General features: G+C 67.2%; 19 protein-coding genes. 15 read left to right on the top strand and 4 right to left on the bottom strand.

The genetic code is table 11. From position 1 onward, the window contains the following. The first annotated feature begins 3 nt into the window (after window positions 1-3). The 7 genes from rpsP (at window position 4) to F8S13_23635 (ending at window position 5,777) form a co-directional block, all read left to right on the top strand. The gene (gene rpsP / locus F8S13_23605; GenBank protein ID KAB8140464.1) at window positions 4-282 is read left to right on the top strand and encodes a 30S ribosomal protein S16; all 279 of its coding nucleotides are present in this window, start codon (window positions 4-6) and stop codon (window positions 280-282) included. Between the two features lie 157 nt (window positions 283-439). Next, window positions 440-667, top strand: coding sequence for a KH domain-containing protein (locus F8S13_23610; GenBank protein KAB8140465.1), 228 nt, complete (start codon window positions 440-442; stop codon window positions 665-667). Between the two features lie 72 nt (window positions 668-739). Beyond that, window positions 740-1,273, top strand: a complete 534-nt coding sequence (gene rimM / locus F8S13_23615) for a 16S rRNA processing protein RimM (GenBank protein ID KAB8140466.1) — start codon at window positions 740-742, stop codon at window positions 1,271-1,273. 182 nt (window positions 1,274-1,455) lie between these two features. Continuing rightward, on the top strand, window positions 1,456-2,136 hold the full coding sequence (locus F8S13_23620) for a phosphatidylserine decarboxylase (protein ID KAB8140467.1): 681 nt from the start codon (window positions 1,456-1,458) through the stop codon (window positions 2,134-2,136). A 249-nt stretch (window positions 2,137-2,385) separates the two neighbouring features. Beyond that, window positions 2,386-3,501 (top strand): citrate synthase, encoded by a 1,116-nt coding sequence (locus tag F8S13_23625; protein KAB8140468.1) that lies wholly within the window; start codon window positions 2,386-2,388, stop codon window positions 3,499-3,501. Window positions 3,502-3,618: 117 nt separating this feature from the next. After that, window positions 3,619-4,572: a glycosyltransferase gene (locus F8S13_23630; protein ID KAB8140469.1), complete on the top strand. Its 954-nt coding sequence runs from the start codon at window positions 3,619-3,621 to the stop codon at window positions 4,570-4,572. 158 nt (window positions 4,573-4,730) lie between these two features. Further along, a complete protein-coding gene (locus tag F8S13_23635) occupies window positions 4,731-5,777 on the top strand; it encodes a UDP-glucose--hexose-1-phosphate uridylyltransferase (GenBank protein KAB8140470.1) in 1,047 nt (348 codons plus the stop codon). Window positions 5,778-5,867: 90 nt separating this feature from the next. Here F8S13_23635 and F8S13_23640 read toward each other — a convergent pair whose 3' ends face one another. Together F8S13_23640 and F8S13_23645 are read right to left on the bottom strand one after the other, a co-directional pair. Beyond that, window positions 5,868-6,116, bottom strand: a complete 249-nt coding sequence (locus F8S13_23640; GenBank protein KAB8140471.1) for a hypothetical protein — start codon at window positions 6,114-6,116, stop codon at window positions 5,868-5,870. 203 nt (window positions 6,117-6,319) lie between these two features. Next, window positions 6,320-7,648, bottom strand: coding sequence for a DUF2817 domain-containing protein (locus F8S13_23645; protein ID KAB8140472.1), 1,329 nt, complete (start codon window positions 7,646-7,648; stop codon window positions 6,320-6,322). Window positions 7,649-7,875: 227 nt separating this feature from the next. On the opposite strand from F8S13_23645, the gene F8S13_23650 reads away from it, so the two are divergent. From F8S13_23650 to F8S13_23660, 3 genes are all read left to right on the top strand, one after another. Beyond that, entirely contained in the window at window positions 7,876-8,400 is a 525-nt protein-coding gene (locus F8S13_23650) for a hypothetical protein (protein ID KAB8140473.1), read from the top strand. A 92-nt stretch (window positions 8,401-8,492) separates the two neighbouring features. Further along, on the top strand, window positions 8,493-9,212 hold the full coding sequence (locus F8S13_23655; protein ID KAB8140474.1) for a response regulator transcription factor: 720 nt from the start codon (window positions 8,493-8,495) through the stop codon (window positions 9,210-9,212). Window positions 9,213-9,220: 8 nt separating this feature from the next. Further along, complete coding sequence (locus F8S13_23660; protein KAB8140475.1) at window positions 9,221-10,582, top strand: HAMP domain-containing protein; 1,362 nt, start codon at window positions 9,221-9,223, stop codon at window positions 10,580-10,582. Here F8S13_23660 and F8S13_23665 read toward each other — a convergent pair. After that, a complete protein-coding gene (locus tag F8S13_23665) occupies window positions 10,579-11,448 on the bottom strand; it encodes a GNAT family N-acetyltransferase (GenBank protein ID KAB8140476.1) in 870 nt (289 codons plus the stop codon). The two genes, F8S13_23660 and F8S13_23665, sit on opposite strands and share 4 nt — an antisense overlap. 298 nt (window positions 11,449-11,746) lie before the next feature. On the opposite strand from F8S13_23665, the gene F8S13_23670 reads away from it, so the two are divergent. After that, window positions 11,747-12,157, top strand: a complete 411-nt coding sequence (locus F8S13_23670) for a class F sortase (protein KAB8140528.1) — start codon at window positions 11,747-11,749, stop codon at window positions 12,155-12,157. A gap of 62 nt (window positions 12,158-12,219) precedes the next feature. Here F8S13_23670 and F8S13_23675 read toward each other — a convergent pair whose 3' ends face one another. Continuing rightward, entirely contained in the window at window positions 12,220-12,720 is a 501-nt protein-coding gene (locus F8S13_23675; GenBank protein KAB8140477.1) for a cyclic nucleotide-binding domain-containing protein, read from the bottom strand. A 118-nt stretch (window positions 12,721-12,838) separates the two neighbouring features. Between F8S13_23675 and hisZ the strand changes: the two genes are divergently transcribed. From hisZ to hisD, 4 genes are read left to right on the top strand one after another with little or no spacing between them, the layout of a single operon-like run. Then, entirely contained in the window at window positions 12,839-14,302 is a 1,464-nt protein-coding gene (gene hisZ, locus F8S13_23680; GenBank protein ID KAB8140478.1) for an ATP phosphoribosyltransferase regulatory subunit, read from the top strand. A 24-nt stretch (window positions 14,303-14,326) separates the two neighbouring features. Beyond that, complete coding sequence (locus F8S13_23685) at window positions 14,327-15,157, top strand: creatininase family protein (protein KAB8140479.1); 831 nt, start codon at window positions 14,327-14,329, stop codon at window positions 15,155-15,157. 27 nt (window positions 15,158-15,184) lie between these two features. Beyond that, window positions 15,185-16,189: an ATP phosphoribosyltransferase gene (gene hisG, locus F8S13_23690; GenBank protein ID KAB8140480.1), complete on the top strand. Its 1,005-nt coding sequence runs from the start codon at window positions 15,185-15,187 to the stop codon at window positions 16,187-16,189. A gap of 19 nt (window positions 16,190-16,208) precedes the next feature. Then, entirely contained in the window at window positions 16,209-17,543 is a 1,335-nt protein-coding gene (gene hisD / locus F8S13_23695) for a histidinol dehydrogenase (GenBank protein ID KAB8140481.1), read from the top strand. The last annotated feature ends 1,193 nt before the right edge of the window (window positions 17,544-18,736 follow it).

Here is an 18,736-nt window from a genome sequence, read left to right on the forward strand (position 1 = left end):
AGCATGGTTCGCATTCGTCTACGCCGCCAGGGCAAGACCAAACAGCCGAGCTACCGTGTGGTGGTAGCCGATTCGCGCTCGCCTCGCGATGGCAAGTTCATCGAGGTGATCGGCCACTACAACCCGGTCCGCCAGCCCAAAGAGCTGGTGATCAAGGACGACCGCGCTCGCTACTGGCTGAGCGTCGGCGCGCAGCCCTCGGACACCGTCACCTATCTGCTGAAGAAGGTGAACGTGCTGGACGAGGCTGGCACCGTGGTGCCCGCTCCCGCCGAGGCCTAGCCCTCGCCGAAGCGCCGAGAGAAAAAGATAGAGCGGAGTGTTGATCCTCGCCGAACCTCGGTGTGCGCAGCATTTCCGCTCTATTCGTTCATCTCGATCTGGCGAGCGCGGCAGCGACGCCGCATTTGTGATCGATGTATAGCAGAGGTATACGCCGATGAAAGCACTGCTCGAGTATATGGCGCAGAACCTGGTCGACACCCCCGAGCTTGTCCAGGTGAAGGAGCGCGCAGGCCGCTATACGATCACCTACGAGCTGAAGGTAGGGCCAGACGAGACTGGCAAAATTATTGGGCGCAACGGCCGTGTGGCCAAGGCGATCCGCGACATCATGAGCGTCGCGGCGGCCCGCCAGCACAAGCGCGTCCACGTCGATATTGAATGATCATTGCTTGCTCTGCGGCGTTGCCCACTCTGGCGGCACGGGGCGGGGCATCGGATGATCGCCATTGGTGTCATGACAGAGCATATTCCCACCCCCGAGGAAGTTCTCCTCGTTGGCGAGATCGTCGCGGCGTTCGGTATCCGCGGGCAGCTGAAAGTGCGCTCGCTTACCGACAACGTCGCGCATCTGCGCCGCAAGATCAAGACCGTCTACGTCGGCCCGAAGCTCAAGCCCTACCAGATCAAAGAGGTGTTTGAGCACAAGCCGGGCCTGCTGGTGTTTACGTTCGAGGGCATCGCCACCCGCACCGATGCCGAGGGCCTGCGCGGCAGCGAGGTGTTCATCCTTGAGTCGCAGGCGGTGCCGCTGGCCAAGGATGAGTACTTCATCCACGACCTCTACGGCATGCAGGTGCTGCTGGAGGGCGGCGAGCTGCTGGGCACCGTGCGCGAGGTGCTGCAGACTGGCGCAAACGATGTGCTGGTGGTGCAGCGCGAGCAGCAGCCCGAGGCGCTGATCCCGATCATCCACGAGGTGATCGTGGAGATGGACCCGGCGCAGAAGCGCATGGTCATCCGCCTGATCCCAGGCCTGCTGGGCGACTAGCGCGTTAGCAGTACAAAGCAGGGCCGCGCCCTATGGGCGCGGCCCTGCTTTGTTGCATAGGTTGCGCGCGCCCAGCGCCCATGCTACAATCAGACTACCGATAGACATGACCCTGCTCCATCCGCACCACATGCATCCCTCGCCCAGATCTATCGCGTGGAGATGCGCAAGAAGGCATACCCATGGCAGAGGAAACGGCAGTCACACCACCAAAAACAAGCCTGCCCGGCATCGACGCAGCAGCCACCCCGCTGATCGGCCTTGGCCTTGGCCTGACCGGAATCGCGCTGGGGCTGCGGCCCAAGCTGGCGGCCTACCCCCTGGCGCTGACCGCGCTGGCTGCCATCCTCTTTCGCGACCCGAGGCGCCGCACCCCGGTGGAGGATGCCGCGCTCTTCGCCCCTGCCGATGGCCTGGTGGTGGCAATCGACGAGCTGTACGAGCACCGCTTTCTGCACACCGACGCGCTGCGCCTGCGCATCCGGATCGCGCCGCTGGATGTGCCGGTGGTGCGCAGCCCAGCGGCGGGCACGCTGCGCTATGTGGAGCACACCCCCGGCGAGCCGCACGCGCTCTGGGAGCGCAGCGAGCCTGCCCAGGCCGAGCAGCTGCAGCTGGGGATCGAGGCCGAGTGGGGGCCGCTGCTGCTGATGCTGCAGGCCGGGCCGCTGACCCCCGAGATCGCCCACCAGCTTGAGCTAGGTGCACGCTTGGGCGCGGGCGCTCGCCTGGCCACCATGCGCTTTGGCGCAAATGTGGATCTGCTGCTCCCCGCCGATGTCATCCACGATCTGCCTATCCTGGGCGCACGGCTGCGCGCCGGGGTCACGCGCATGGGCGCGTTTGGTGGCGCGCTGCGCTGATCGTTCGCTCTCCCCAATGCGCGCCGCCCGTTCGCAAGAAGCGTGGCGGCGCGCATTTTTTCTCTACCGGTCGGGAAAGACCTACCCCTGCTAATTTACGATCTGGCCTTGAACCCAAAAAACACTGATGCACGTAGAGAATGATACGTGCTATAATGTTGTGAAACTTGGTACAAGATCAGCTGCCCTAACGATAGACGATGGTGAGAGTACTCAGCGCTGAGGCTTGAGAGCTTGAAAGGGACTGCAATGAGCAAAGGACTTGAGGGCGTCGTCGCAGCTTCGACGGCGATAAGCTTCATCGACGGACAGAACGGTCGCCTGTTTTACCGCGGTCTAGAGATCAACGAGCTTGCTGAGAACTCCACATTCGAGGAGACGACCGCCCTGCTCTGGTACGGCAAGCTGCCGACCAAGAGCCAGCTGGAGAGCTTCGAGCGCAAGTTCCGGGCAAACCGCCAGATCCCCAACGAGGTTCTGGCGATGATGATGGCTTTCCCCAAGCAGACCAGCGCCATGGAGGTGCTGCGCACCGCCGTCTCGGCGCTCTCGGCCCACGACCCGCTGGAAGAGGACAACTCGCTTGAGGCGAATGTCCAGAAGTCCATCCGCCTCACCGCCAGCATGCCCACCATTGTGGCGGCCTGGGATCGCATCCGCAACGGCCTCTGGCCCGTGCCGCCCAGCACCGAGCTGAGCCACGCCGCCAACTTCCTGTACATGCTCTCGGGCAAAGAGCCGGACCCCAAGGCCGCCGAGGTGCTCGATACCTGCCTCATCCTCCACGCCGACCACGGCCTGAACGCCTCGACCTTCGCCGCTCGCATTACGGCATCCACCCTCTCCGATCTGCACTCGGCGATCGTGTCGGCGATCGGCACGCTCAAGGGGCCGCTGCACGGCGGCGCGAACGAGCAGGTGATGCGCATGCTGCTGGAGATCGGCTCGGTCGACCGCGCCGACCAGTGGACGCGGGGCGCGCTGGCCGCCAAGAAGAAGATCATGGGCTTCGGCCACCGCGTCTACAAGGCCGATGACCCGCGCGCCATGTGGCTGCAGCGCCTCGCAGAGGAGCTGGCGCAGTCCTCGGGCAACACCAAGTGGTACGAGATCTCCGAGCGGGTGCGCGCGATCGTGCAGGACTCGAAGCCGCTGCCGGTGAACGTCGACTTCTACTCGGCCTCGGTCTACTACACGCTGGGCATTCCGATCGACCTGTTCACGCCGATCTTCGCGATCAGCCGCACCTCGGGCTGGACCGCCCATGTGTACGAGCAGTACAGCGACAACCGCCTCATCCGCCCCGAGTCGGAGTACATCGGGCCGATGAACGTGCCGTATCTGCCGATCAGCGACCGCAAGTAGCGCTGGCTTTCGTCCCTTGGCATGCTCAGGGCTTCGCCCTGGGCATGCTTTTTTGTGCGCCGCCGCCGCCACTTGGTTTATAATTGGACCACAAGTATGGGAAACAGAGCTACTGCTATGAACGAACCGCTAGGCATCTCGCTGGTGTGCACCGTGCGCGATGAGGCCGACAATATCGCCGCGCTGCTCGACTCGATGCTGGCGCAGAGCTGCCTTCCCGATGAGATCGTGGTGAACGACTGCGGCAGCCGCGACGCCACCGCTGAGATCGTGCAGGGCTATGTGGCGCGGCACCCGCGCGTGCGGCTGGTGCGCGGCGGCACCAACATCCCCTCGGGTCGCAACAACGCCATCCGCCACGCCCGCCACCCGGTGGTGGCCTGCACCGACGCAGGCCTCACGCTAGAGCGCGACTGGCTTGAGCAGATCGTGGCCCCCATCCTGGCCGATCAGGCCGATGTGGTGGGCGGCTTCTTCAAGCCCGCGCCCACCACGCTGTTCGAGACGGCGCTGGGCGCGACCAACTACCGCGATGCGGAAGAGGTCGATGCGGCGACCTTTCTGCCCTTCGGCCAGTCGGTGGCGTTCCGACGCCAGGCCTGGGAGCGCGTGGGCGGCTACCCCGAGTGGGCCAGCCACTGCGAGGATCTGCTGTTCGACTTCGCGCTCAAGCGCGAGGGCTTCCGCTTCGCGTTCGTGCCGCAGGCGCTGGTCCACTTCCGCCCGCGCGAGTCGATGCGGGCGTTTGCGCGCCAGTATTTCCTCTACGCGCGGGGCGATGGGCTGGCCAACCTATGGCCGCGCCGCTATGTGCTGCGCTATGGCGCGTACCTGGCCGGGCTGGCGCTGCTGGCGCTCGCGCCCCGGCGGCCCTGGCTGCTGGGGCTGCTGGGCCTGGGCGCGGCGGGCTACTGCCGCGCGCCCGCCCGCCGCCTGCTGCGCCGCGCGCCCGAGCTGGGGCCAGGGCAGCGCGCCGCAGCCCTGGCGCTTATCCCGTGCATCCGCGTGGTGGGCGATCTGGCCAAGATGGCGGGCTACCCCGTGGGCGTCTGGCGGCGGCTGCGTCGATAATTCTCCACGCAGAAAAGCGCAACACGCCGCATCGCTATGGGTTTTGCGGCTATACTTTGATAGGGCATCGTGTTTGGGTCGTGAAGATGGCCTGCGCGTGGCTTGGGCATCGTTGCCACATGCCCGTATGATTGTTCGGCGAAGAAAAGGTTCCTGCAATGACACAGTTCAACATGGATGATCACCCGCACCGACGCTACAACCCGCTCAGCCGCGAGTGGGTGCTTGTATCGCCGCATCGCACCAAGCGCCCCTGGCAGGGCCAGGTGGAGCCTCCTTCGCTGGAGGACCGCCCCTCCTATGATCCAAAGTGCTATCTCTGCCCTGGAAATGTGCGCCTGAATGGCGAGCTGACCCCGGCCTACGACAAGACCTTTGTCTTCACCAACGATTTTGCCGCGCTGCTGCCCGACACGCCCGATGGCACGCTGGAGCAGGGCCTGCTGCGCGCCGAGAGCGAGCGTGGCACCGCTCGCGTGGTCTGCTTCTCGCCCCGCCACGACCTGACGCTGGCCGAGATCGATCTAGACACGCTGTCGGCGGTGGTGGATGTGTGGGCCGAGCAGTACCTGGAGCTGGGCGCGCGCCCGGACATCGGCCACGTGCAGATTTTTGAGAACCGCGGCGCGATGATGGGCTCCTCCATCCCGCACCCGCACGGCCAGATCTGGGCGCAGCAGCACGTGCCGCTGCATGTGCAGCGCGAGATCGAGTCGCAGGCCGAGTACTTTGCCGCCAACGGTCGCTCGCTGCTGGCCGACTACCTGGCCCAGGAGCTGGCGCTGGGCGAGCGCGTGGTGTGCGAGAACGATCACTTTGTGGCGCTGGTGCCGTTCTGGGCGGTCTGGCCATTTGAGACGCTGGTGATCAGCCGCCGCCACGTGGGCGCGATCCCCGACCTGGATGCACAGGAGCGGCGCGGGCTGGCCGATATCTTCAAGCGGCTGACGGCGCGCTACGACAACCTGTTCAGCACCTCGTTCCCCTACAGCATGGGCTTCCACCAGCGCCCCACCGACGGCGGCGCCTACGATGGGCTGCACCTGCACGCCCACTTCTACCCGCCGCTGCTGCGCTCGGCCACCGTGCGCAAGTTCATGGTGGGCTACGAGCTGCTGGCCGAGCCGCAGCGCGATATCACCCCCGAGCAGGCCGCCGAGCGGCTACGCGCCCTCTCCGAGGTGCACTACCGCCAGGCCAAGTAGCGCTTCCCATTCCCCTGAAACACAGCAGGCCCGCGCCACCATAGTGGCGCGGGCCTGCTGGCCGTCGCGTTCTTTCCCATCGTCTATAGGCTACTTCCCGAACAGCGAGCGGCGCGTCAGCGGGTGTAGACCGAGCGTGAGCGCTGCGACCAGGAAGAGCAGAATGCCCAGGCTCCACTCGTCGCCAGCGGCGCTGGTGAAGAAGCTTAGCCCGGCAGTCATTGCGGTAGCAGTGGTGCCGATGACGAGATCGACAGCGGATGGGGCCTTGTGCTGCACCAGCGCCTTCGCGTAGGCGGCAATCGCAAGGCTGGCAAGGAACAGAATAACGATCTGCATTGTGTCCTCCTCGTGAATTGGAACAGATCGCATATTCATGTACGCAAAATAATGTGCTTTGTCGCACATAGTTTGCTGATCTCACCAAGCGCTCATCCGAGGAAATAGATCAAAAAAAGCTGCAGTACTACTTTTGATAGTACCGCAGCTGGCTTTTTCATGGCTGATTGATGCAGCTGCAAGGCCGAGCGCCAGCAGCGCCCCTAGCGCATCTGGAAGGGCTGGTCGGGCGAGCGCAGCGTGGGCGCGGCCTGGGCCAGCCAGCCGAGCGGCTGGGGCTCGACCGCGCCGCTGCCTGGGTCGATGGTGAGCATGCCGCGCTCGAAGCGCTGGGCCTGGCGCGGCTGGCCGTCGGGCATGGGCAGCGTGTAGGCCTCGCTGATCGGCGCGCCGTAGACGCGCTCGCCATCGGCGCGCTGCCACGCCGCCAAGAACGTACCCGCGAGGTTGTGGCCTGCCGCCGCGAAGTAGCGCCCGCTGCCGTCGTCGGCCACGGCTGGCTCGGCCCCCAGGTACTGGCTGCCCAGCGCGGCGGGCTGCACCAGCTGGGGTGTGTCGGCCTGGTCGGGGCGTAGCTCCAGCACGGCGTTGGCGAAGGTCTGCCGCGTCACCCCGCCCTGCTGCGTGGCTGGCCCCAGCGGCTCGCCGAAGCGCTCGGCCCCGCCGTAGGCCCGCCAGAAGCGCCAGATCGGCTCGGGCATAGCGAACCCGGCCTCGCGGCGGTCCTGCGACAGCGGCATGATGTCCTCGGCCTGGGCAAGCACGGCCTTCAGCCCCGCGAGGTTCTGGTCGAACTCGGGCAGCTCGCCCGTCACCAGCTCGGGGGTGATGGCGGCGATGCCCATGCTGCCCGCCCAGTCGTTCATCGAGCCGGTGATGCGGTATTTATCCCAGAAGCGGCTATAGACATAATCTGCACCTTTGGCATACACCTGGGCCATCAGAATGGATGGCTGGTGCTCGCAGGTGGAGGGGAAGACCAGGCCCGCATTGCTGTGGATGAAGATCGCGCCCTGGGCGTCCAGCAGGAAGCTGCGCAGCACACGGTTCTCGACCTCGGAGTCGGGGTAGGGGCCGCCGGTCTCGGAGACCACGCCGTAGGCCCCCTCGACAGTGGTGCTCCAGTCGTCCTCGGCGCAGGAATTCATGAGCGTATTCATGTTGCGGTTCAGGTCCACCCAGCGGGCGTTGAACCGCGAGCCGAGCGCGAGGCCGTCGGGGTTGATCGAGGGGATGAGGTAGAGCCGCACCGATGCGGGGATCTCGTCGGGGTGGGCGCGGAAGTAGTCGATCAGCATGGTGGTGAGCACGTGGGTGTTGGCCTCTGGCCCGCCGTGGGTATCGCCCACCACCACCAGCTTGCGCGGGCCATCGCCAAAGCGGATGGCGGTGATCGGGCGGCCCTCGCCCGATGCGCCGATGGTTATCTCGTGCCCGGCGTCCTGCGCGCGCAGCGGGCTGGGGGCGGCGGTGGCCGCCAGCGCCGCCAGCAGCGCACACCCAGCGCCGAGCATGCGTTTGAAAAGTGTCATGTCGTGTTGTCCTGAGCATTGGTTCCGTGGCGATTATACCAGAACTGAATCTGACTATCGGGCTTTGGCGGGTGCGACCAGAATCTGATCGCTTTCTCCACTATTTGTATGGCAGATCTTCATAAGTGCTTCACAGTTTTTTTCTATGATACAGGCAAGCGAGAAATGAATATGAGCGGCAGCCGCCGCTTGCGGAATGCAGAACAATCATCACAAGGAGCACGACAATGGAGCGGGAACGGAAACTTGGCTGGATCGCGATCGCCATCGGCACGGTGGCGCTGCTGGTGGCGCTGAGCAGCCAGTTTAGCCTCTGGCGCATGCAGCATGGCATGATGGCGGGCCGTATGGGCGGCATGCACGCACAGTTCCAGCAGAATGATCAGGGCGGGCGCGGCTGGAAGAACCCGCAGGGCCAGGGCCAGCAGGCCCAGCCGGGCGGGCGCGGCTGGCAGCACCCGCAGGCCCCGGCCCAGCCGGATGAGTCGGGTCAGTTCCAGGCGCAGCAGTATGGGCCGCGCGGCGGCGGGTTCTTTGGCCGTGGGCCATTTGGTGGGTTTGGCCTGTTCAAGCTGGGCATGCTGGCCGCCCTGTTCAAGCTCGGCCTGCTGGCGCTGGCGATCTTCCTGGTGGTGAAGTGGCTGAACAAGCGCCGCCAGCCCGCCGCCGCTCCGGTGGCCCCAGCCGCGCCCGCCGCCGCCGCGCCGCCGAGCGAGGAGCCGCCCTACACCAACGAGACGCGCAACCTCTAGCGCCAGGCGCGTGCTATGATGGATGCAGGAGCGATGGCCAGGGAGCGCTGCTCTCTGGCCATTGTGGGTGATTGTAGAGAGGAAGATGTGCCGTGGCAACACGAACGCTGCTGGTGGTGGATGACGAGCCTGCGATCGCCGCGATCGCCCGCGACTACCTGGCGCAGGCCGGGTTTCGCGTGCTGGTGGCGGGCGACGGCGCTGCGGCGCTGCGCCTGGCCCGCAGCGAGTCGCCCGCGCTGATGGTGCTAGACCTGATGCTGCCGGAGATCGACGGGCTAGATGTCATCCGCGCGCTGCGGGCCGACCCGGCCACCCGCTCGCTGCCGGTGATCATGCTGACCGCGCGGGTGGGCGAGGCCGACCGCGTGGCCGGGCTGGAGCTGGGGGCCGACGACTACATCGTGAAGCCGTTCAGCCCGCGCGAGCTGGTGGCGCGGGTGCGCGCGGTGCTGCGCCGCACCGCAGGCGAGGAGCAGGCCAGCGGCGCGCTGACGGCGGGCGATCTGGTGATCGACTTCCCGCGACGCAGCGTGCGGCGGGGCGGTGCTGCCATCGACCTGACGGCCACCGAGTTCGATGTGCTAGCCATCCTCGCTCGTGAGGCAGGCCGCCCGTTCACCCGCACCCGGCTGATTGAGCTGGTCTATGACACGGCCTACGCTGGCTTCGACCGCACGATCGACGCCCATATCAAGAATCTGCGCCGCAAGATCGAGCCAGACCCACGGGTGCCGACCTACATCCTCACCGTCTACGGGATCGGCTACAAATTTACCGAGGATGTCGCCGCCTCACCAGTGGCGGAGTGAGGAGCCCTATGCGCCCACCGATTTTCTGGACCCTGCTGGCCTCGTTCGCGCTGGTGATCCTGATCGGCATCTGCGGCATGGTCGGCTTTGTCACGCTGGCGGCCAGCGGCGTGTGGCAGCCCGCCGCCGTGCGCGAGCAGATCGGCAAGAACCAGCGGATGTACGGCGAGGTGCTGGGTGATTTCTACGTGGCGAACGGCAAATCGTGGGATGGCATCGAGGGGCGGATCGATCAGTTTCTGGTGGTGAAACATGGCGACTACGTGATCGTGGACACCAGCGGCAATGTTGTGGCGGGCGACTCAAGCATTGTGCCGGTGGTGAGCGGGCGTCGCCCGGGCCGCAATATTGCCATCCTGGCGCAGGGCAAGCAGATCGGCACGCTGGCCTTCCGCATGGGCAAAGACCAGAGCGAGCTGCTGCAGCCGCAGACCACCTTCCGCGCCGTGGCCCGCAGCTTTGTGCTGGCCGCGCTGCTGCTGCTGGGCTTCCTGCTGCTGCTGGCGGTGCTGCTCTCGCGCTGGCTGGCCCGCCCGGTGCGCGGCGTCACCAGCGCGGCGCTGCTGGTGGCCGGGGGCCAGCTGGACACCCAGGTGGCCGGGGCGCGGGTGCGCGAGCTGGATGATCTGGCCAGCGCCTTCAACACCATGGCCCGCTCGCTGAGCGACGCCGACCGCCAGCGCCGCCAGCTGACCGCCGACGTGGCCCACGAGCTGCGCACGCCGCTGTCGATCATCAAGGGGCGGCTGGAGGGCGTGCAGGATGGCATCTACCAGGCCACGCCCGAGCAGATCGGCCAGCTGCTGGATGAGACGGCGCTGCTGGAGCGGCTGATCGAGGATCTGCGCGTGCTGGCCTTGGCCGAGGCGGGCCAACTGCCGCTCTACCGCGAGCCGATGGACCCCACAGATCTGCTGGCGGCGGCGCGCGCCTCGTTCGCCGCGCAGGCCGCCGAGCGGCAGATCGCGCTCTCCTATGAGGCGGCGGACGACCTGCCGCTGATCGACATCGACCCCCAGCGCATGCAGCAGGTGCTGGGCAACCTGCTGGCCAATGCGCTGCGCCACACCCCGGCTGGCGGCAGCGTGGGGCTGCGCGCCGAGCTGCGCGGCGGGGGCAAGGGCCAGCCGCCCAGCGTGGCGATCAGCGTGCGCGACACCGGCGCGGGCATCGCCCCCGACGACCTGGCGCATATCTTCGAGCGCTTCTGGCGGGCCGACCAGGCGCGCACGCGCGGCACGGGCGGCACCGGCCTGGGGCTGGCGATCGCCCGCCAGATCGTGGTGGCCCACGGCGGCGACATCAGCGCCGAGAGCGAGCGCGGCGCGGGCACATGCCTCACCATCACGCTGCCCGCCCTGGCCGACTAGAGCGCCAGCGACATCTCGAATTGGCTGTCGGTCTCCACAAAGCCGCGCCGCAGGTAGGCGCTGATCAGCGGGCTTTCGGCTGGCTCGTTCACGCTGCCGATGTGGGGGTAGCGGCTCTGCAGCGCCTCTAGCAGCGGCAGCGCGTCCTCAGGGGTGAGCGCGGCCAGGTCAAGGATGCGGGCCTCGTTCCCGTGGTAGCGGTAGATAAGGTAGGCGGTGGGGTGCTGGGGGTGTCCCAGCACCAGCCCACTGGTGCCGGTGCGCACCAGCAGGCTGGCCAGATCGCGCTGCCACGCCGAGGCCACCGTGTGCAGCCGCGCGAAGTGGGGCAGCAGCGCGGCGGGGGGCAGCTCGGTCACGCCGTTGGCGGGCAGGCTGGCATAGAGCAGCGGTACCGCGGGCCAGTCGGCTGGGTCTTCGCCCGCCCTGCGCTCGGCCCACTCGAAGATCTGCAGCCGCCGCGCGATCTGTAGCCCCGCGCTCTGGTAGGTGCGGATGGCGCGCTCGTTGCGGGTCAGCACCTCCAGCCCGAACTGCCTGGCCCCGCACACCCGCGCCTGATCGATCAGGGCGCTCACCACGCGCTGCGCCAGCCCCTGCCCGCGATACTCGGGGAAGACCCCCAGCCCGCCGCACCAGGCACGCTCGCCGCGCAGCCCCAGCACGCCCATGGCGCATGGCGTGTAGTCATCTAGCAGCACCTGCGAGCGGTGGAAGTCGATCTGCTCGGTGCGGGCGCGCTCGGCCAGCAGGGGCGCGGTGGTGATGCCGGGGTAGTAGTAGCCCTCGAAGGCGCGGGTGAAGATCTCGGCGAAGTCCTCAAGCGAGTAGCTGGCGGCGGAGACGAAGCTGAAACTGGCGGCCATGGGCGGTGCTCTCAATCGCTAGGCGGGCACGGCAGGCGGGCCATACCCCAGAGTACCAGCGCATTGTAGCATTCCCCTGCGGCGCTATGGTATACTCCCCTTGCCCGATCCGGCCCTGCGCCGCATCCTACCGACCTTTTCTGCCGCCCAGGAGGAACCCCACGTGCGAAAACTCTGGCTCTTGCTGCTGGCCCTGATGTTTGCTCTCTCCAGCGCCGCGCCCGCCGCCGCCGCGCCCGCGCCCGCCGACACCGCCTCGGATGGCGAGCCGGTGCGGATCGTGATCGACCAGATCGACATGGACCGCTCCATCCTCTCGGTGGGGCTGGATGCCAAGCGCGTGCCGGTCGTGCCCAAGCACGATGTGGGCTGGTACAACCTGAGCGCCAAGCCGGGCGCGGGCGAGAACATCGTGCTGTGGGGCCACGTGCTGCGCTTCCGCGACGCGCCGAAGCTGAGCGCGCCGTTCGCCCGCGTGAAGGAGCTGAAGAAAGGCGCGGAGATCGTGCTCTACACCAAGGATGGCACGAAGCACCGCTATGTGGTGGCCAAGCAGCTGCTGGTGAAGCCGAGCGAGGTGAAGTACATCCTGCCGATGGGCCAGGAGCGGCTGACCCTGGTCTCGTGCGCGGGCAGCAAGGTGGTGGTGAGCGGCAGCGTGACAAATATGACCCATCGTATGATCACTATCGCCCTGCCAGCGGACTAGCCTCACCCAGGCCGCCCATCCCCCCCGACAGGCGCACCCAGGTGGTGCGCCTGCGGTGTGCGCTAGGCGTGGCCGCCCAGCTCGCCGCGCTGCCAGCGGATGTTGCCGCGCAGCAGCAGGTTGGAAGAGCGCAGCTTGAAGGCCAGATCCTGCGCGAGGTTGCGCATCACCAGGTAGCCGATGCGCGGCGACGACTCGCACAGGCGGCTGAAATCCTGGTCGCCCAGCACGATCAGCGTGGTCGGCTCCGACGCGGTGATGGTGGCCGAGCGGTGGGCGTTGTTCAGCAGCACCAGCTCGCCGAAGCACTGCCCGGCGTAGAGCATGTTGATGGTGGAGGGCGAGACGCTGCCGTCGGCGCGCCGCGTGGTGATCTGCACGCGCACGCTGCCCTCGTGGATGATGTAGAACTCGTGCCCCTCGTCGCCCTCGTGGAAGATCGTGGTGTCGGTATGCGCCTTGACCGCCTTGCAGACCCCGGCGATCTGGATCAGCTCTTGGTCATCCAGCCCGCCGAAGATCTCGGCGCGGCGCAGATGCTCGATAACCCGGGTATTCGTCATCGTGTTTCCTCCACGGCGATTCTTTGCCGAATGAGCAGCTTGAGACTATAGCATAGCAGATCTGCTTTTCGGGTACAATGGCGGCATCGAAATCAGCCATATTCATGGGCCAAAGGTTGTGAACGGAACAATTGACGCTGTGCGGGGGATGCGCGACATCCTGCCCGCCGAGTATGCTGCCCAGGCCGCTGTCGCCGCAAAGCTTGAGCTGGCGCTGTCGCGCGCTGGCTACCAGCCGGTCGATCTGCCCATCCTTGAGCAGCGCGACCTCTACCTGCGCAAGCTCGGCGAGGAGCTGGTGGGCAAGGTCTACGAGTTTAGCTTCCACGGCCGCGAGCTGGCGCTGCGCCCCGAGTGGACGGCCTCGGTGCTGCGCTCCTACGTGGCGCGCATGCAGGATCAGCCGCTGCCGCTGCGCCTGCGCTACGCCGGGCCGGTGTTCCGCAACGAGCGCCCCCAGCGCGCCACCTACCGCCAGTTCACCCAGGTGGGCGTGGAGATGGTGGGCGGCCCCGCGCCGCGCGCCGATGCCGAGTGCATCACGCTGGCCTGCGCCGGGCTGGATGCCCTCGGCATCGTCGGCTACACCGTGCGCGTGGGCCATATCGGCCTGGTGCGCAGCGTGCTGGCCAGCCTGGGCCTGGCCGAGCGCACCCAGGGCATGCTGGCCTGGAGCCTGGAGCGCATGCGCGCGCGCGGCGTGGATACGGTGCGCGGCCAGTTCGAGCAGGAGAGTGCCAGCGGCGAGGACATCCCCTTCGACGCGGCCCTGCTGGAGGGCCTGAGCGACGATCAGGCCGAGGCGCTGCTGCTGCACGCCCTGGGCGCGATCGGCGTGAAGCTGCAGTTTGGCACGCGCCCGCCCGAGGAGATCGTGCGGCGGCTGGTGCGCAAGCTGCGCCGCGAGGATCAGCGCGCCGCCGTGGACCGCGCGCTCGACCTGCTGGGCCGCATGGCCCACATCTACGGCCCGCCGTCCGAGGCCATCCCCCAGCTGGCCGCGCTGCTGGAAGAGTACCGCCTGCCCGCCGACGGCCTGGCCGACCTGCGCGCCATCCTCGATCTAGTGATCGCATCGGGTGTGCCCGAGGAGCGGATCGTGGCCGACTTTGGCCTGGGGCGCGGCCTGCACTACTACACCGGTGCGATCTTCGAGATCTACGCCGACGATGTGCAGCTGTGCGGCGGCGGGCGCTACGACGATCTGGTGGCCGCCCTGGGCGGGCGGCAGCCCACCCCCGCCGTGGGTTTCGCCTATGGCCTAGAGCGCGTGGCCCTAGCTGCCCAGCAGGCCCAGCCGCAGCCGCTGCCGAGCGAGGTGGTGGTGGTGCCCGCCGAGGATGCCAGCTTCCCCTATGCCCAGCGCGTGGCCGCAGCCCTGCGCCAGCGCGGCTATGTGGCCACGGTGGATGTGCGCGGTCGCAACGCGGCCACCAACGCCCGCGATGCGGCGCGGCGCGGCGCGCTGGCGCTGGCGATCGTCGGGCCGGAGCACGAGGCGAGCGGCACCCTGGTATGGCGCAGCCTCGCCGACCGCAGCGAGCAGGTGCTGGCGCTCGAAGCGCTGCCGCCAGTCGCCTAGTTCCCTCTCAATAAAGGCGGACCGATGACACGAGGAAATCGACCTGCCCCCGATGATGCGGCGTGGGGATACTACGCCGCGCTGCACCCCAATGCCCTTGAGCGCATTCTGGATGAGTCGCCGGTGGCCTACCTGCCCTGGGGCGCGCTCGACTGGCACGGGCCGCACCTGCCCTTCGGCGTCGCTGGCTTCACCGCCGAGGCCATCTGCGAGCGCGTGGCGCGCCGCGCCGGCGGGGTGATCCTGCCCACCACATGGTGGCCGATCACCGCCGTGCCCCACCACTTCTCGATCTCGCTGCCCAGCCACGTGGTGCTGGCGCTCTGGGATGCGCTGTTCGCCGAGCTGATGCGGCTGGGCGTGCAGCTGGCGGTGGTGGCCACCGGCCACTATGCCCACGCCCACGACCTGCTGCTGATGGATGCCGCCGAGACCGCGATGGAGCGCTACGGCATCATGGTGCTGGCCATCCCGCCCATGGCGCTGGTGGATGACCAGATGCTCGACCACGCCGCCCACTGGGAGGTGGCCCAGATGCTGGCCATCCGCCCGCGCCTGGTGGATGTGGCCGCGCTGGGCGAGGGGCCGCTGCCCCCGGCCATCACCGGCGTGTTGGGCAACGACCCGCGCGCTGCCACCCCCTCGCAGGGCGAGTCGGCGCTGGTGCTGGCCACCGAGAGCCTGGTGGGCGCGGTGCGCGCCCTGCTCGAAAACCACAGCCACGCCAGCATCCGCGAGCTGTACGCCCGCCGCCGCCGCGTCTACCAGCGCTACGTCGAGACCTACTTCCGCGGCTCGTGGGAGGAGGCGGCCCAGGCCTGGTGGGCCGATCGCACAAGGCCGAGTGCCGAGTAACCACTCAATGAATACGGTGAATGCGATATGAATCTACGATTTGCCCTCCCTTCCAAAGGCCCCATGTACGATGGCTCGGCGGCCTTTCTTGAAAGCTGCAATCTCAAGGTCTCGCGCCCCAACCCGCGCCGCTACACGGCGGGCATCCGCACGCTGCCCCAGGCCGATGTGCTGCTGCACCGCCCCGCCGACATCGTGGAGAAGGTGGCCGATGGCGAGATCGACCTGGGCATCACCGGCCTGGATCTGGTCGAGGAGCAGCGCGGCGACCGCGACGACCTGCTGGTGATCTACGACGACCTAGGCTTTGGCCGCGCCGAGCTGGTGATCGCCGTGCCCGACTCGTGGATCGACGTGAGCAGCTGGCGCGATCTGGCCGATCTCTCGGTGGAGCTGCAGGGCCAGGGTCGCCCGCTGCGGATCGCCACCAAGTACCCCAACCAGGTGCGCGCCTTCTGCTACGCCCACGGTATCAACTTCTTCCGCCTGATCGACTCGCAGGGCGCGACCGAGGCCGCCCCCGGCCTGGGCTACGCCGACATCATCGCCGACATCACCGAGACCGGCACCACCCTGCGCGACAACCAGCTAAAAATCGTGGGCGGCCAGCTGCTGCGCTCGCAGGCCTGCCTGGTGGCCAACCGCGCCACCCTGCGCGCCGACGCCCAGAAGCTGGCGGCGGTGCGCACTGTGCTGGAGCTGGTGGAGGCCCGCCAGCGCGGGCGGCAGTTCGTGCAGGTGGTGGCCAACGTGCCCGGCGCATCCGCCGAGGAGGTGGGCCGCAAGGTCGCGCAGAAGCGCGATCTGGCTGGCATGCAGGGGCCGACCGTGGCCCCGGTGTGGACGCCCGACGGCGCGTCGTTCGAGTGGCACACCGTCACCATCGTGGTGCGCCAGGAGCAGGTGCTCTCGGCCATCGAGCACCTGCGCACGCTCGGCGGCGATGGCATCACCGTGACGACGGCCCAGTATGTGTTTACGGCCCACAGCGATGAGTACCAGCGCCTGCTGCGTGCGCTCGATCTGGCCTAGCCTTGGGGAGAAACAAGCGATGACCCTGCCGATTTTTGATGATGTGGCCGAGGCCCAGCGCACCGTGCTGCGCCGCGTGTCGCTGGATGAGGTGGTGGTGCCGCCATCCATGCTGGATGCCAATGAGCGCCTGTTTGGCGAGCGCATCTCGCCCGATGAGGCGGTGCGGCGGATCGTGGCCGATGTGCGCGGGCGCGGCGATGCGGCCATCCGCGAGTGGAGCGCCAAGCTGGATGGCTTCGGCGGCGGCGCGCTGGAGGTGCCCCGCGCCGAGATCGAGGCGGCGGCGGCCCGGCTCGACCCCGATCTGCTAGATGCGCTGCGGCTGTCTGCCGAGCAGATCGAGCGCTTCCACAAGCGCCAGGCCCGCAACTCGTGGGTCGATTTCTCCGCCGAGGGTGCGCTGGGCCAGATCGTGGTGCCGCTGCAGCGCGTGGGCCTCTACGCCCCCGGCGGCAGCGCGCCCCTGCCATCCTCGCTGCTGATGGCGGCCATCCCTGCCCGCGTGGCCGGGGTGGATGAGATCGTGGTCTGCTCGCCGCCCCAGCGCGCCACCGGCACCGTGGCCGATATCGTGCTGGCCGCCGCGTTGGTGGCCGGAGTCGATCGGGTGTTTGCTATCGGCGGGGCGCAGGCCATCGCGGCCATGGCCTACGGCAGCGAGAGCGTGCCCCAGGTCGATAAGATCGCTGGCCCCGGCAACCTGTTTGTGGTGCTGGCCAAGCGCCAGGTCTACGGCGTGGTCGGCATCGAGGCCCTGCCCGGCCCGACCGAGACCATGGTGATCGCGGATGCGAATGCCGACCCGCGCCTGGCCGCCGCCGACCTGCTGGCCCAGGCCGAGCACGACCTGGTGGCCTCGGCCATCCTGCTCACGCCCAGCCGCGCCCTGGCCGAGGCGGTGCAGGCCGAGGTGTCCCGCCAGCTGGAGCAGCTCTCGCGCGCCGAGATCGCCGCCCAGTCCATCGCGGCGCGCGGCGGGGCGGTGGTCGTGCCCGACCTAGATGCGGCCTTCGCGCTGGCCAACGCCTACGCGCCCGAGCACCTCTGCCTGCTGGTGGATGAGCCGTGGCAGCACGTGGGCAAGGTGCGCAACGCCGGGGGCATCTTCCTGGGCGAGCGCTCGTTCGAGGTGCTGGGCGACTATGTGGCTGGCCCCTCGCACATCATGCCCACTGGCGGCACAGCCCGCTACGCCTCGCCGGTGAACGTGGACGACTTCCGCAAGGTCATCTCGCTAGTGGGCCTGAACGAGGCCGCGCTGGCTCGCATCGGCCCCGCCGCCGCCCGCCTAGCCCGCGCCGAGGGCCTGACCGCCCACGAGTCGGCGGTGCGCCAGCGCCTGGGCGAGTAGCACTATGGGGCGCTGGGGGTAAAGCCCAGCGCCCCGCTGCTGCCAGCCCTTCGCGCCATTCAGCCACCGCTTCGCGGCCTTGAGTCACCGCTTCGCGGCCTTGAGTCACCACTTCGCGCCATTCAGCCACCGCTTCGTGGCCTTGAGTCACCGCTTCGTGGCCTTGAGTCACCGCTTCGCGCCATTCAGCCACCGCTTCGCGCCATTCGGCCACCACTTCGCGCCATTCGGCCACCACTTCACGCCATTCAGCCACCACTTCACGCCATTCAGCCACCGCTTCGCGGCGTTGAGTCACCGCTTCGCGGCGTTGAGTCACCGCTTCGCGCCATTCTGCCTTTCTTCACGCCATTCTGCCTGATCTAGGATAGGGGCCGAAATTGGATAGAGCATCAATGCCCAGATTGTAGGGCTTTCGATGCCTGCGGCGGGCGCGCGATGCAATTATTGACGATGGGGCGGGTCTTGTGCCCGCCCCATCGTCTTGGCAGGGCATTGTGGGAATGAGGCTGGAGTCGATGTCGGCAATGGTGATCATCACCAGCAGCCCCATCCCACCTGGCCCATGCGGCGAAGGTGCCGCGCATGCCAGCTGGCCATATGCACGAACACGAGCTGCCAGGAAAATGGCATTGGAACGCTACAAATTGGGGTTCCAAGGGGCGATGCCCCTGGCGGGGTTCCAAGGGCGCGGAGCCCTTGGTGCCGCCCGCACAGGGCCTGCACCACCATCCAAACACACCCACTATCGACGAAGGCGCACCCTAGCTCAATCAACCGCAACGCGCCGTTTCGTCAACAACGCCTCAGAAAACCATAAAAAGTGACACCATGTAAGGGCGATGCCCCCTGGTGGGGTTCCTAGGGGCTAGCTCCTAGGCGCTGCCTGCGTAGGGCATCCACTCACTTGACGAAGGCGCACCATGGTCGGCCCGACGTGCAAGCGAAGCCCACACGCCCGTCATCTTACGACACAGTATATCTTTCTTGCCGAAATATATTTTTATCAAAAAATACATGCTTTTGTTTGAAAATGAGAGTATATGTGTAGATAGGATAACGTAAACTTAGATAGATTATATTATAACGAAAAATTCGCACGATTATCGCCCGCGCATACTGCTCGCTGCAACACTTGCCCCGCCCGCATCGTCTTGATTTGGTATAATGGGATCAATACTGAACCTTCTAAG

This window comes from Chloroflexia bacterium SDU3-3, from assembly GCA_009268125.1.
GTDB lineage: Bacteria > Chloroflexota > Chloroflexia > Chloroflexales > Roseiflexaceae > SDU3-3.

Bases quoted from the DNA above. Each gene is read 5' to 3' on its own strand.
- rpsP (KAB8140464.1), top strand. From the start codon at position 4: ATGGTTCGCATTCGTCTACGCCGCCAGGGCAAGACCAAACAGCCGAGC.
- F8S13_23610 (KAB8140465.1), top strand. From the start codon at position 440: ATGAAAGCACTGCTCGAGTATATGGCGCAGAACCTGGTCGACACCCCC.
- rimM (KAB8140466.1), top strand. From the start codon at position 740: ATGACAGAGCATATTCCCACCCCCGAGGAAGTTCTCCTCGTTGGCGAG.
- F8S13_23620 (KAB8140467.1), top strand. From the start codon at position 1,456: ATGGCAGAGGAAACGGCAGTCACACCACCAAAAACAAGCCTGCCCGGC.
- F8S13_23625 (KAB8140468.1), top strand. From the start codon at position 2,386: ATGAGCAAAGGACTTGAGGGCGTCGTCGCAGCTTCGACGGCGATAAGC.
- F8S13_23630 (KAB8140469.1), top strand. From the start codon at position 3,619: ATGAACGAACCGCTAGGCATCTCGCTGGTGTGCACCGTGCGCGATGAG.
- F8S13_23635 (KAB8140470.1), top strand. From the start codon at position 4,731: ATGACACAGTTCAACATGGATGATCACCCGCACCGACGCTACAACCCG.
- F8S13_23640 (KAB8140471.1), bottom strand. From the start codon at position 6,116: ATGCAGATCGTTATTCTGTTCCTTGCCAGCCTTGCGATTGCCGCCTAC.
- F8S13_23645 (KAB8140472.1), bottom strand. From the start codon at position 7,648: ATGACACTTTTCAAACGCATGCTCGGCGCTGGGTGTGCGCTGCTGGCG.
- F8S13_23650 (KAB8140473.1), top strand. From the start codon at position 7,876: ATGGAGCGGGAACGGAAACTTGGCTGGATCGCGATCGCCATCGGCACG.
- F8S13_23660 (KAB8140475.1), top strand. From the start codon at position 9,221: ATGCGCCCACCGATTTTCTGGACCCTGCTGGCCTCGTTCGCGCTGGTG.
- F8S13_23665 (KAB8140476.1), bottom strand. From the start codon at position 11,448: ATGGCCGCCAGTTTCAGCTTCGTCTCCGCCGCCAGCTACTCGCTTGAG.
- F8S13_23670 (KAB8140528.1), top strand. From the start codon at position 11,747: ATGGACCGCTCCATCCTCTCGGTGGGGCTGGATGCCAAGCGCGTGCCG.
- F8S13_23675 (KAB8140477.1), bottom strand. From the start codon at position 12,720: ATGACGAATACCCGGGTTATCGAGCATCTGCGCCGCGCCGAGATCTTC.
- F8S13_23685 (KAB8140479.1), top strand. From the start codon at position 14,327: ATGACACGAGGAAATCGACCTGCCCCCGATGATGCGGCGTGGGGATAC.
- hisG (KAB8140480.1), top strand. From the start codon at position 15,185: ATGAATCTACGATTTGCCCTCCCTTCCAAAGGCCCCATGTACGATGGC.
- hisD (KAB8140481.1), top strand. From the start codon at position 16,209: ATGACCCTGCCGATTTTTGATGATGTGGCCGAGGCCCAGCGCACCGTG.